The sequence below is a fragment of the Bradyrhizobium sp. th-b2 genome, assembly GCF_000426785.1.
Lineage (GTDB): Bacteria > Pseudomonadota > Alphaproteobacteria > Rhizobiales > Xanthobacteraceae > Bradyrhizobium > Bradyrhizobium septentrionale.
The window spans coordinates 82,971-95,608 of the sequence record NZ_AUGA01000017.1 but is presented as its reverse complement, the minus strand read 5'-3'; the positions used below and the strand labels follow the sequence as shown (position 1 = coordinate 95,608).

The 12,638-nt window shown below is 65.4% G+C and carries 13 protein-coding genes; 2 read left to right on the top strand and 11 right to left on the bottom strand.

The genetic code is table 11. The annotated features are described in order from the left end of the window. Positions 1 to 52: 52 nt before the first annotated feature. Complete coding sequence (locus tag K359_RS0121140; RefSeq protein WP_029081117.1) at positions 53 to 1,306, bottom strand: adenylate/guanylate cyclase domain-containing protein; 1,254 nt, start codon at positions 1,304 to 1,306, stop codon at positions 53 to 55. Between the two features lie 174 nt (positions 1,307 to 1,480). Here K359_RS0121140 and K359_RS0121135 point away from each other — a divergent pair, with 174 nt between their 5' ends. Next, positions 1,481 to 1,672 (top strand): hypothetical protein, encoded by a 192-nt coding sequence (locus K359_RS0121135; RefSeq protein ID WP_029081116.1) that lies wholly within the window; start codon positions 1,481 to 1,483, stop codon positions 1,670 to 1,672. Here the strand turns inward: K359_RS0121135 and K359_RS0121130 are convergent, their stop codons facing one another. Beyond that, on the bottom strand, positions 1,673 to 2,551 hold the full coding sequence (locus K359_RS0121130; RefSeq protein ID WP_029081115.1) for a DMT family transporter: 879 nt from the start codon (positions 2,549 to 2,551) through the stop codon (positions 1,673 to 1,675). 79 nt (positions 2,552 to 2,630) lie between these two features. On the opposite strand from K359_RS0121130, the gene K359_RS0121125 reads away from it, so the two are divergent. After that, positions 2,631 to 3,452, top strand: a complete 822-nt coding sequence (locus tag K359_RS0121125; RefSeq protein ID WP_029081114.1) for a helix-turn-helix domain-containing protein — start codon at positions 2,631 to 2,633, stop codon at positions 3,450 to 3,452. Here the strand turns inward: K359_RS0121125 and K359_RS0121120 are convergent. The 9 genes from K359_RS0121120 to lepB form a co-directional block, all read right to left on the bottom strand. Further along, on the bottom strand, positions 3,443 to 4,270 hold the full coding sequence (locus K359_RS0121120) for an N-acyl homoserine lactonase family protein (protein ID WP_029081113.1): 828 nt from the start codon (positions 4,268 to 4,270) through the stop codon (positions 3,443 to 3,445). The genes K359_RS0121125 and K359_RS0121120 overlap by 10 nt on opposite strands. Positions 4,271 to 4,298: 28 nt before the next feature. After that, complete coding sequence (gene dmeF, locus K359_RS0121115) at positions 4,299 to 5,258, bottom strand: CDF family Co(II)/Ni(II) efflux transporter DmeF (RefSeq protein ID WP_029081112.1); 960 nt, start codon at positions 5,256 to 5,258, stop codon at positions 4,299 to 4,301. A gap of 149 nt (positions 5,259 to 5,407) precedes the next feature. Next, on the bottom strand, positions 5,408 to 6,355 hold the full coding sequence (locus K359_RS0121110; RefSeq protein ID WP_029081111.1) for a cation diffusion facilitator family transporter: 948 nt from the start codon (positions 6,353 to 6,355) through the stop codon (positions 5,408 to 5,410). 160 nt (positions 6,356 to 6,515) lie between these two features. After that, a complete protein-coding gene (parC, locus tag K359_RS0121105) occupies positions 6,516 to 8,771 on the bottom strand; it encodes a DNA topoisomerase IV subunit A (protein WP_029081110.1) in 2,256 nt (751 codons plus the stop codon). Between the two features lie 72 nt (positions 8,772 to 8,843). Beyond that, the gene (gene recO, locus K359_RS0121100; RefSeq protein ID WP_029081109.1) at positions 8,844 to 9,593 is read right to left on the bottom strand and encodes a DNA repair protein RecO; all 750 of its coding nucleotides are present in this window, start codon (positions 9,591 to 9,593) and stop codon (positions 8,844 to 8,846) included. Between the two features lie 104 nt (positions 9,594 to 9,697). After that, positions 9,698 to 10,078, bottom strand: a complete 381-nt coding sequence (locus K359_RS0121095; protein ID WP_029081108.1) for a hypothetical protein — start codon at positions 10,076 to 10,078, stop codon at positions 9,698 to 9,700. Between the two features lie 44 nt (positions 10,079 to 10,122). Next, positions 10,123 to 11,046 carry a GTPase Era gene (era, locus tag K359_RS0121090; RefSeq protein ID WP_029081107.1) on the bottom strand — a complete coding sequence of 308 codons (924 nt, stop codon included), beginning with the start codon at positions 11,044 to 11,046 and terminating at the stop codon, positions 10,123 to 10,125. Continuing rightward, positions 11,039 to 11,860 (bottom strand): ribonuclease III, encoded by an 822-nt coding sequence (gene rnc, locus K359_RS0121085; RefSeq protein WP_029081106.1) that lies wholly within the window; start codon positions 11,858 to 11,860, stop codon positions 11,039 to 11,041. Before rnc ends, era begins: the two co-directional genes overlap by 8 nt. Further along, positions 11,857 to 12,618, bottom strand: coding sequence for a signal peptidase I (gene lepB / locus K359_RS0121080; RefSeq protein ID WP_029081105.1), 762 nt, complete (start codon positions 12,616 to 12,618; stop codon positions 11,857 to 11,859). The genes rnc and lepB overlap by 4 nt, the downstream gene beginning before the upstream one ends. Positions 12,619 to 12,638: the final 20 nt, after the last annotated feature.

Below are 12,638 nucleotides of genomic sequence, written 5' to 3'. Positions count from 1 at the left end.
TGCGGAGAGATGGATTGCTTCGTCGCTTCGCTCCTCGCAATGACGGGAGGGTTCAGCTCGCCAGATAGCGCTCGTATTTGCCGCCGACGACCTCGTCGGCGGCAACAGCCGGATCCAGCGTGTAGAGATCCTGCGCGTGGCCGATCCCGCGCAGCACGAAGCGGCCGGTGGAGACCAGATAGTTGCGGCCGGCGGCGTCGAGCCCGGTGCGGAAGTCGGTCGAGGTCAGCAATTCCCGATCGACCGAGGCGCACATCGAGGCGATCCGGCTGACCTCGTTGACGGCGGGCCCGACCACCGTGAAATCCAGCCGGTCCTCGCTGCCGATATTGCCGTAGAAGACCTCGCCGACATGGAGCCCGACATAGGCCGACGTGGTCGGTCGCCCCTCGTTCTCGCGGCGATCATTCAGCACCCGCATATTATGACGGAATCTGTGCTCGGCCCGCAGCGCCGCGCGCTTGGCGCCCGTCATGTTCTCGCTGGTGAACATCGCCAGCACGCCGTCGCCGATCAGCTTCAACACCTCGCCGCCGGCATCGTGGATCGCATCGATCGAGGCCTGCGCGTAGTCGTTGAGGAACGGGATGATCTCGTCGGGGCCGATGCGCTCGCTGATCGCGGTCGAGCCGCGCACGTCGGAGTACCACAGCACGGCCTTGATCTTCTCGGTGATGCCGCGCTGCATGCGCCCGCGCAACACCTGCTCCGCCGTCTCGCGGCCGAGATAGACCCGCCCGAGCGTGCGCGCGATCTCGACCTGCGCCGCCGATTTGATCGCGAGCCCGAGCACCGGCACCAGGTCGCGCAGCGCCGCCATGTGGTTGGCATCGAACCCATCCGAACGGCGGGTGGTGTAGTAGGAGTAGAAGCAGTCCATCTCGCCGATCGTGCCGGCCTCGCCGAAGCGATGCACGAACGCGGCGAAATGCTTGTGGCCCTTCTCGGCAAGGTCGCCGATCATCGAAAAATCGTGCGAGCCGGTGAGATCAATCACCATCTCGTCATGTCCGTTTTCGAGCATGTGGTAGAAGGCCGACCGCCGCCAATTCTGGCCGGCCTCGCCGCTGCTGGTCGAGCCGTATTCGAAGATGTCGGCCTCGTTGCTCTCGCCGTCGTTCCAGCGGAAGCCGCGTCCCTCGAAGATCGGATGCAGGGTGTCGATGAAGACGATCGCCCGCGACAGCGGCATGCCCCCAGCCCGGCAGCGCTCGCAGAAGCCGCGCAGCAGGTCGTTTTCCGGCAGGCCGGTCAGACCCCGGCGGACCAACCAATTCATGAGGCGCAAACGGGGCGTCAGTTCCATACTTTGGATTATGCCGGGCAGTTGGTGCGGGAGGAAGGGCTGGTCGTCGCGTGATAGATGCGGACGCCAATGCAGCATTGCAAGGCCGCCAGCCTCACCATTTCGCGCGGAACACCGCCGCTGAAGTCTGAGATTCCCGCTTCCCTTTGCTGCGGCCTTCGCGCACAAGAGCGCATGGACAATGATGCCAGCCCGCCAAATCCGATCCGACGCTTCATGCAATGGGCGATCACCCCGCCGCAATCCTATGGGGTCTATCTTGCCGGCCTCATCCTGATCTTCACCCTGTCATTCTACGCCGGCACGCTGAAACCGAAGCACGTGCCCGGCCCGCCGGCGACCGCGCTATCAGCCCCGCGCAGCTGATCAGGCCGCTTTGGTCTCCGACGTCGCGATCCAGATTCCGGCGAATACCGCGATCAGGCCGACGACCAGATTGACCGTGATCGGCTCCCCGACCATTTGCTTGGCGAGCAGGCCTGCGGCGATCGGATTGACCGTCATGGTGTTGGCAACGCGGGTTGGCGATGCCCGCTCCAGCGCCAGCACCCACAGGATGAAGGCCAGCGCGCCGCCGGCTATGCCAAGATAGAGCCCCGCGATCCATTGCGACGTGCCGAAATCGCGCAGGGTCGCCAGGCTGCCGGTGAACGTCCCCACCGCCACCAGCGCGGCCGCACCCGCACCCATGCCCACGGCGAGGAAGCCGAGCGCGCTCGAGCGGCGGATGAACGGTCGCGACAGCACGTTGTAGAACGCCATGCAGAGCACCGCGGCGGCCATGATCAACTCGCCGCGCCATGCCCCCGGCGGCGCCGCCGACAGCCCGGAGGCCAGCGCGGCCGCCACGCCGAGCACGGCAATCGAGACCCCGGCCGATTTGCGCATCGTCAGCGGCTCGATGCCGAGCAAGGCGCCGACCACCATGGTCGAGAGCGGCAAGGTCGCCAGCGCAAGGCTGGCGCGCGCCGCCGTCGTGTAGGATATCGCAAGATTGTAGAGCACGAAGAACACGCCGAAGAAGGCGACGCCGAGCGCTGCGACCGCAGGCCAATCCTCGCGCCGCGGCCATTTCGCGCCGAGCAGGACCGCGGCGGGGAGCACGCAGAGAAACCCGATTGCCCAGCGCAGGATCGCCAGCGTGATCGGGTCGGCGTTACCAGCCAGATAGCGCGTGATCGCCGCCGCCGTACCGCCGAGGCAGCTCGAGACCAGTGCAATCGCAACGCCGATCCACTCGCCCATCCTGCACCCCATGCGTTTCGCGTTCGCTTGTGGCATCTTGCCGAGCGAGATCATTCCGGCAACTACCTGACAGGTACTCATGTCGCAGCAGCACGATTTTGCAGCCAGCCTGCGCTGGTGGCGGCAGCGCAAGGGCCACTCGCAACTCGAGCTCGCCGGGCGTGCGAATATCTCCCAGCGCCATCTGAGCTTCCTCGAGCTCGGGCGCGCCGCACCGAGCAGGGACATGGTGATCCGGCTCGCTGCCGCGCTCGACGTGCCGTTGCGCCAGCAGAACGCGCTCTTGGTCGCGGCCGGCTTCGCGCCGGTATGGCGGCAGACCGACCTTGCCGCGCCGGAGCTCGCCCAGATCCGTCGCGCGCTGGATTTTATACTCGCGCAGCAGGAGCCGTTCCCGGCGGTCGTGGTCGACCGGCACTGGAATCTGCTGCTCGCCAATGCTGGCGCCGGGCGGCTGGTGGAATTCCTGGTCGGACCATTGGCTCCCGGCACGCCGGTCAATCTCGCCGACGCGCTGGTCGCGCCCGACGTGCTGCGCCCCTATCTCACCAACTGGGCCGAGGTGGCCGGCTATTTCGTCCGCAGCGTCGAGGCCGATGCCGCCGCCGACGGCACCACCGCGACGGCGGAATTGCTCAAGCGCCTGGTGTCCCATGACGGTGTCGAAGCCGCGTTGGCCGCACCGCCTGCGGGGCCGGCGTCCGGACCGGTGCTGCCGATGCTGTTCCGCAAGAGCGACGTCCGCCTGCAGCTGTTCACCACGATCGCGACGCTCGGAACGCCCCAGGACGTCACGCTGCAGGAGCTGCGCATCGAAAGCTTCTTTCCGATGGACGAGGCGACGGCGGCGCTGTTCCGGAATTGGTCGAAAGCGAGCGGCGCCAAAGCGGCTCAATCATAGAAGTCCGGCGACATTTTCAGTCCGTCGCGCTGCGCTTTGTCGTGGTTGATCCAGAGCTGCGCCTTTTCCTTGGTCAGCGTGTCGGCGATCTTCTGCATCGAGGCCAGCGTCTGGTCCTTGCTGGCGTTCAGGCTCGGCACGCGCCGATTGTCCCAATTATCCTTGAAGTGAACGGCATCGCCGGTGAGCACCACCGCGCCGGCCTTCGGCAGCTTCACCAGCAGCGATTGGTGACCGGGCGTGTGGCCCGGTGTCGACAGGATGGTGACGCTGCCGTCGCCGAACACGTCGCGATCGCCCTCGAGCTTCGTGGCGGGATGCTCAGGCTTGAAACGCGGCGCGTTGTTGGTGCCAGGCCACTCATATTCTGCCTTCTGCACATACAGCATCGCGGCCGGGAACAGCTCGACATTGCCGATGTGATCCGGATGGGTGTGCGAGACGGCGATTGCCTTGATGTCCGACGGCTTGACCCCGAGCTGGTCGAGCTGCGCGGCAAGCGTCTTCGGCCGCCGCCAGGTGACCGCCTTGGGATCGGCAGGCGCCAGGCCGTTCGGCATCTCCGCCACCGCGTCGGGAATGCCGGTGTCCCACAAAAACCAGCCCTGCGCGTGTTTGATCAGATAGCAATTGTCGACGAAGTCCATCGACTTGCCTTCATTCACGCCGGGCGACCAGCGTGAAATGTCACCCGCGACGCCCTCGCCGCAGTTGAGGATGTACAGCCTCTCGACACCGGAATTCGCAGGCTGAGCATATGCCTGCGGCAACGCGGCCACGACCCAGAACAATATTGCAAGACCGATTGCCTTCATCATGTTGCCTTCCCTGGTCGAGCCGATCGCTTCAATGCGCGTGGTCGTGGTCCGCACAGGTCTCGACCTCGACTGTGACGTGGCTGAGGCCGGACAGGCCGCCGAGCCGGCGCTTGTAGGTCGCAGGCGGCAGCGGGTGATCCGAGACTACCGAGATCACGGCGGCGCGGTGGCCGGGGCCGACCTGCCACAAATGCAAATCGGTGACGCGGTCTCCTTTGGTTTCGATGCGTTCGCGGATGGTGGTCTCCAGATGCGTGTCGGCGCTGACATCGAGCAGCACGGCGCCGGCCGCGCGAATCAGGCCGTAGGCCCAGCTCGCGATCACGATGCTGCCGATGATGCCGACCAGCGGGTCGGCCCAGACCCAGTTCGCAACCATCGCGACCAGCAGCGCGCCGATCGCCAGGATCGAGGTCGCGGCGTCGGCCAGGACATGGACGTAGGCGGCGCGCAGGTTGTTGTCATGGTGATGGTGGTGGTCATCGTCATGGTGATGATCGTGGCCATGGCCGTGATGATGGTGACGATCATGGTCATCACGCAGCAGCCAGGCGCTGGTGAGGTTGACGGCGAGACCGAGCGCCGCGACCATGATCGCCTCGCTGTAAGCGATCGGCACCGGGTGCAGCAGCCGGTCGATGCTCTCCCACGCAACCTGGATCGCGATCATGGCCAGGATGATCGCGCTGGAGAACGCGGCGAGATCGCCGAACTTGCCGGTCCCGAACGAGAAGCGTGCATTGCCGGCCTGGCGCCGCGCCAGCAGATAGGCGAGCCCTGCGATGCCGAGCGCGGCCGCATGCGTCGCCATGTGCCAGCCGTCGGCGAGCAGCGCCATCGACCCGGACAGCCAACCTGCGACGATCTCGCCGACCATCATCACGGCCGTGAGCGCCACCACGATCCAGGTCCGGCGCTCGTTCTGGGAATGCCCGGCACCGAGGAAGACGTGCTCGTGGGTCCACTGATTGATCGAATGCGAGTGCATGGCAAGTCTCCGATAAACTGCGCGATCGCGATGCGATCGGCGCCGGTGCTAAAGCGCGATGAGATGAGGTTGAATCATTGTCGCGCCTTAGCTTCTTGTCTGAGCATGATCTTTCCGGAAAACCGCTTCGCACTTTTCCGGATCATGCTCTAGACCATTTCCGCCGGCGCCAGCCGACAGGTCTCGCTGCTGATTTCGACCTGCAGCGTAGCATGGTGAATGCTGAACCGCTCCGACAGCTTTGCACAGACCTGATGCAGGAACGCATCGTCATGTCCGCCGGGGCGCACCAGGTGTGCGGTCAACGCGGTTTCGCTCGTGCTCATCGCCCAGATGTGCAGGTCGTGCACCTCGGTGACGCCCTCGAGCGCGGCCAGATAATCCCTCACTTCCTTGAGATCGATGCCCCTTGGTACCGCATCAAGCGCGAGGTTGACGCTGTCGCGGGCGAGTTCCCAGCCGCTCAGCAGTACGACCACGGCGATGACTAGGCTGATCGCGGGATCGAGCCATTGCCAGCCGGTCGCCATGATGAGCAGCGCGGCGACGACGACGCCGAGCGAGACGCCGGCATCGGCCGCCATGTGCAGATAGGCGCCGCGCACATTGAGGTCGCTGTCGCGGCCGCGCATGAACAGCAGCGCGGTGCCGCCATTGATCAGGATGCCGAGCGCCGCGACCCAGACCACGGTCCAGCTTGCCACCTCGGCAGGCTCGCGGAAGCGGTTGATCGCCTCGACCGCAATGCCGCCAACCGCGATCAGGAGCAGCCCGGCGTTGAACAGCGCCGCCAGGATCGAAGCGCGGCGGTAGCCATAGGTATGGGTATCGGTCGGGCGCTTGCCGGCGAGCCACGCCCCGCCCCAAGCCAGCAGCAGCGCGATGACGTCGGAGAGATTGTGAACGGCGTCGGAGACCAGCGCCAGCGAGTTGGCGGAATAGCCGAAGATCAGCTCCGCGACGACGAAAGCGGCGTTGAGCGACGCGCCGATTGCGAAGGCCGTGCCAAAACTGTCGGGCGCATGGCTGTGCCCGGCATGGGAATGCTCGTGAGAATGACCGCTGTGGTCATGGTCGTGGTCGTGATTGTGCGCCATGGCAACCGTCGCCCGCTATCGTCGGCGACGGTTATAGCGCGGCAAAATGTGGATACTATCACACCGCGCTCGCCGAAGACCGTAGGGCGGACCAGCCGAAGGCGTAATCCGCCGCGACAAGAATGGCGGGTTACGGCTTGCGCCTAAGCGCCCTACGCAACTACTCCACGCCGCGATTGAACTTGTTCGACTTCGGCAGGCCATGGGCGAGCCGGCCGGCGTCGGCGCGGTTGCCGCGCCAGTCGGCCAGTTCCTTCAGGGTCATGCTGTGCTCGCGGCCGGCGGAATCCTTCCAGGTCAGGCCGGTCTTGGAATCGAACACCGCGACATCGGACAGCGAGGCACTGGTGTATTTCTGCAGGCGCATGCCGCGGCCGCGCGCCATCTCCGACACCTGGTCGAGACCGAACAGCACCATCTTGTGGTTGGTGCCGATCACCGCGACGGTGTCGCCGGTTACGGTCGTGATCGCACAAGCCTCGTTCGGCGCATCGACGATGAGCACCTGCTTGCCCTTGCGGGTATTGCCGACGCAGTCCTCTTCCTTGACGACAAAGCCCTGCCCCTCGCTGCTCGCGATCAGGAACTTGCGCTCGCCCTTGTTGACGAACAGCGAGATGATCGCGGCGTCCTGCTCGAGGTCGATGAACATGCGGATCGGCTCGCCATGGCCGCGGCCGCCCGGCAGCTTGGCGACGTCGAGCGAGTAGAACTTGCCGTTGGTGGCGAACAGCAGCAGCTTCGAGGTGGTCTCGGCAAAGAACGAGTGCTCGAGCTTGTCGTCGGTCTTGAAGGCGAGCCCCGAGAGATCCTCGACGTGCCCCTTCAGCGTCCGCACCCAGCCCTTCTCGGAAATCACGACGGTGCACGGCTCGCGCTCGACCAGGGCCTCCTCGATCGCGGCGAGATCATGCTCGGGCGCATCGGCGAAGGTGGTGCGGCGCTTGCCGAGCGGCGTCTTCGGCCCAAAGATGTCGCGGACCTTGCGCACCTGGTCGCTGACCTTGGTCCATTGCTCGCTCTCGGAACCGAGCAAGCCCTCGAGGCCCTTCAGCTCCTTGCGCAGATCCTTGTCCTCGGTGCGGATCTCCATCTCCTCCAAGCGGCGCAAATTGCGCAGGCGCATGTTGAGGATGGCGTCGGCCTGGACGTCGGAGAGCTTGAAGGTCTTCATCAAGACCGGCTTGGGCTCGTCCTCGGTGCGGATGATCTTGATCACCTTGTCGAGGTTCAGAAAGGCGATCAGCTGTCCGCCCAGGATTTCGAGCCGGTGCTCGATCTGGGTCTTGCGGAAGTTGGAACGGCGGATCAGCACGTCACGCAGATGGTCGAGCCATTCGCGCAGGCACTCGGCAAGGCCGACCACCTTCGGAATGCGGCCCTTGATCAGCACGTTGAGGTTCAGCGAGATCTTGCTTTCCAGCTCGGTCAGCCGGAACAGCGACTCCATCATCAGCGCCGGATCGACGGTGCGCGACTTCGGTTCGATGACGAAGCGGACATCCTCCGCGGATTCGTCGCGCACGTCGCCGACCAGCGGCAGCTTCTTCTGGTCGAGGAGCTCCGAGATCTTCTCGTGCATGCGCGACTTCTGCACCAGCCACGGGATTTCGGTGACGACGACCACCCAGGCGCCGCGGGCGCCCTCCTCCACCGACCAGCGGGCGCGGGTCCGGAACGAGCCGCGGCCGGTGGTATAGGCCTCGATGATCGATTCCTTGGAATCGACGACGATGCCGCCGGTCGGGAAGTCTGGGCCCTTGACCCATTTCAGCAGCGCCTTCGACTTGGCGTCGGGCTTCTCGATCAGATGCAGCGCGGCGTCGCAGAGTTCGGCGGCGTTGTGCGGCGGGATCGAGGTCGCCATGCCGACCGCGATGCCCTGCGCGCCGTTGGCGAGCAGGTTCGGGAAACCGCCCGGCAGCACCACGGGCTCTTTCGACTGGCCGTCGTAATTGGCGCGGAATTCGACGCCGTCCTCGTCGATGCCGTCGAGCAGCAGCCGCGCGACCTCGGTCATGCGCGCTTCGGTGTAGCGGTAGGCGGCCGGATTATCGCCGTCGATATTGCCGAAATTGCCCTGGCCGTCGACCAGCGGGTAGCGCGAGGAGAAATCCTGCGCCAGACGCACCATGGCGTCATAGATCGCCTGGTCGCCATGCGGATGGAACGAGCCCATCACGTCGCCGACGATCTTGGCCGACTTCTTGAACGCCGCGCGCGGGTCGAGCCCGAGCAGGTCCATGCCGTAGAGGATGCGCCGGTGCACCGGCTTCAGCCCGTCGCGGGCGTCCGGCAGCGCGCGGTGCATGATGGTCGAGAGCGCATAGGCGAGATAGCGCTCCTCGAGCGCATCGCGTAGCGGCACCTCGTGAATCTCGGCTGGCTCTTCCGGCGGTATCTGTCGTTTTCCCATGGGGAGGCGTTAAACCTTGGCGATGAATCGGGCAAGCCGCGAATCACCGGGAATTTAGGTTGCGAATCGGGCTTAAGGAACCGCGGTCCGGCTCCGCCGCCGGGTCACGGCGTTGATAAATCCGTCGCGGGCGTCGGAATGGCCCTGGCCGCGCGGCTCCAGCACGTGGCGGAGCAGGAACAGGCCGGTGACCTGGAAACCGTCGAGCAGGTCCTGATCCGACCAGCTGTTGGCGCCGGCTTCGCCTTCGCGCAGGAATGCCGGCAGCGGCAACAGCCGGTCGCGCCACGGCTCGCCGGCCGTGCGGGACACGGCGCCGCCGGATTTCGGCGACACGTAGACCAGGTCGGTGGTCTCCCCGGTGGCCGCGCAGTTGTCCAAATCGAGCCCGAAGCCGAGCTCGGTCAGCATCGCGAGCTCAAACCGGATCAGGTGCACAGCGGCAACGCCGGCGTCATCGAAATCGTCGAGCGTCCCCTGCAGCATCTCGTAGATGTCTTCATGCGGATCGCGCTCCGGCAACAGCCGCGCCAGCGCCGCCAGATGCGTGACGCCATAGACGGCGTGCGACGAGGCCAGCAGCGTCGCCGCCCGCAGCCGGGTGCCCTCCAGCGCATACATCCCGAGATGCTCGTCGAGCCGCGCCCGCCACACCGCGGTGACGCTGTTGCCGGGCTGCAGCAGCGGCCGCATCCGCGAGCTGGCGCCGCCGCGCACCAGGCCGAGATGGCGGCCGTGCTCGCGCGTCAACAGCTCGACGATGGCGGAGGATTCGCCATGCCGCCGCACGCCCAGCACGATGCCTTCGTCGGTCCATTCCATGGTTGCAAAAGTATCATGTGGAGCGGATCAGCGCAGCGTAATCCGCCGATATCGCCAGGAAGTTACACGGCGGGTTACGCTTCGCTAACCCGCCCTGCGCAGGCTTACGCGTTGAACCAGCCCTGCGCGTCGCCGGTGAAGGAATAATACAGCCCGGCCGTGGTCAGGATGCAGGACACCACCTCGATGGCGCTGTCGAGCTCCAAGCCCCTTTCGCCCATCACCTGCACCAGCGAGATCACCGACAGCACCAGCATGGCAGCCAGCGCCCAGCGCGGCCAGTTCTTGCGGTGCCGCGCGGCGAGCCGGACGAAATACACCAGGAGCAGGATCATGCAGCCGGCCGTCAGCGTCTCGCCCGTGATCATCTGCTCGGTCCTCACGACACTCGGCGTTCGGTCCTGGAACGCCACCGACAGCGCGTCGAGCGTCAGCGACAGATAGAGCAGCACCTCAAACCACAGCACGTTTCTGGGCACATTCATCGCTCTGGGCACGCTCATTGCTCTGGGCACGTTCAAACGCCGATCTATTCCTTGGGGAATTCCAGTCCCATTTCCCGGTAGCGGTCGGGATCGTCGCCCCAGTTCTCGCGCACCTTGACGAACAGGAACAGATGCACCGGCACGCCCATGATCTCGGCGAGCTCGGCGCGCGCCTGCGCGCCGATCGACTTGATGGTGGCGCCGCCCTTGCCGAGCACGATCTTGCGTTGGCTCTCGCGCTCGACATAGATCGTCTGCTCGATGCGGATCGACTTGTCCTTGCGGTCGGTCCAGCTGTCGGTCTCGACCGTCGACTGGTACGGCAATTCCTGATGCAGATGGCTGTAGATCTTCTCGCGCGTGATCTCGGCGGCCAGATGCCGCATCGGCGCGTCCGACATCTGGTCTTCGGGGTAGTGGAACGGCCCCTCGGGCACCATCTGCGCCAGCGTCCGCCGCAGATCGTCGACGCCATCCCCCGACAACGCCGAGATCATGAATGTGTGCTCGAAGCGCATGCGTTCGTTGGCGGCCTGCGCCATCGCGAGCAATTTTTCCCGCTGAACGAGGTCGACCTTGTTCAGCACCAGGATCTTGGGATGCGCGACGGATTCGAGCTTAGCCAGAATCGCCTGCGCCTCCTCGTCGATCCCAGCCTTGGCATCGAGCAGCACGCAGACGAGATCGGCGTCGTGGGCGCCACTCCAGGCGGTCGACACCATGGCGCGGTCGAGCCGGCGCCGCGGCGCGAAGATGCCGGGCGTATCGACCAGGATGATCTGCGCATTGCCCTCGATCACGATGCCGCGGATCAGCGCGCGCGTGGTCTGCACCTTGCGCGAGACGATGGTGACCTTGGAGCCGACCAGCGCATTGACCAGCGTCGACTTGCCGACATTGGGCGCACCGATCAGCGCGACGAAGCCGCAGCGCGTCGCGTCCGCCTGCCCCTTGGCTTCGTCAGTCATTGGTGCCGACGCCTTCACGCTCGATCATCGCGGATGCTGCTGCTTTCTCGGCCGCGCGCTTGTTGCCGCCGAGCCCCTCGGCGGAGGCCAGTCCCGGCAGGTCGACCGCAACGCGGAATTGCGGATCGTGGTGCGGGCCGGTGCGTTCGACCTCGCGATAGACCGGCGTCGGCAGTCCCTTGCCCTGCGCCCATTCCTGCAGCACGGTCTTGGGATCGCGCAGCGGCCGGCGCAGCTTGTGCATCCGCTCGGTCCAGTTGCGCTCGACGAACTGGCGCGCCGCCTCGTAGCCGCCGTCGAGAAAGATCGCGCCGATCACCGCTTCGCAGATGTCGCCGAGCACGGATTTGCGCAGCCGCGCGCCTTCGACCGCCTTCACCATGCCGAGCTTGATGTCCTCGAGCAGTCCGAGCGACTTGGCGACGTCGGCGCAGCTCTCCTTGCGCACGAGGTCGGCGAGCCGCTTCGACAATTCGCCCTCGTCGGCCTTGGGGAACGCCCGGAACAGCATGTCCGAGACGATCAGGCCGAGCACGTGGTCGCCGAGAAATTCCAGCCGCTGGTAGCTGTCAGCGCGGTTGCGGGTGGCGGGCTTCAGCGCGGAGACGTGGGTGAACGCGGTCGTCAGAAGCGCCGGATCCGAGAAATTGTAACCGATGCGCGCCTCGGTGCCGGCGATCGCGGCCTTCTCTTCGGCCGCCTTGACGGCCTTGCTGCGCCGCTTCTTCGGCGCAGCCGTGCCCTCGGCGGCAGGCGTCGGGCTCGGCTCGCCGGCGGGCGCTTGATCGTTGATGGCTGCGGTGTCGTCGTTCATCGCACGATGGAGAATAGGCGGTTCCACCGCACCGCGAACGGCCAGCGCCAGATCATCCAGGCCTGCTCGCCCTCGGCGATCGAGAAGAAGATCATCTGGGCCCGCCCGATGATGTTCTCGAACGGCACGTAGCCGACCTGCGACAGGAAGCGGCTGTCGGTGGAATTGTCGCGGTTGTCGCCCATCATGAAGAAATGGCCGGGCGGAACGGTGTAGACGATGGTATTGTCCATGTAGCTGTTGTCGGTGCAGTCCAGCGCCTCATAGCTGACGCCGTTCGGCAGGGTTTCCTTCCAGCGCTTGACGCGGGCGGTTGCATCCGCCGAGCCGCAAGGGTCCTCGCCGATGAAGTCGCTCAGCCGTTCCCGCTTGATCGGCTCATCATTGATGTAGAGCAGCCCGTTCCTGACCTCGATCCGGTCGCCCGGCAGTCCGATGACGCGCTTGATGTAGTCGGTGGAGTCGTCGCGCGGCAGGCGAAACACCACGATGTCGCCGCGGTTCGGCTCCGAGCCGAAGATGCGCCCCGAGAAGATGTTCGGCGAGAACGGGATCGAATAATGGCTATAGCCGTAGGAATATTTCGAGACGAACAGGTAGTCGCCGACCAACAGCGTCGCCTTCATCGAGCCCGACGGGATGTTGAACGGCTGGAACAGGAAAGTGCGGATGACGAGCGCGATCAGAAGGGCATGGATGACGACGCGGATGGTCTCGCCAAAGCCGCTCTCAGATTTGGTTCCGGTGGTCGCGCTCATTGCTTTCCCAATTCCCGCGG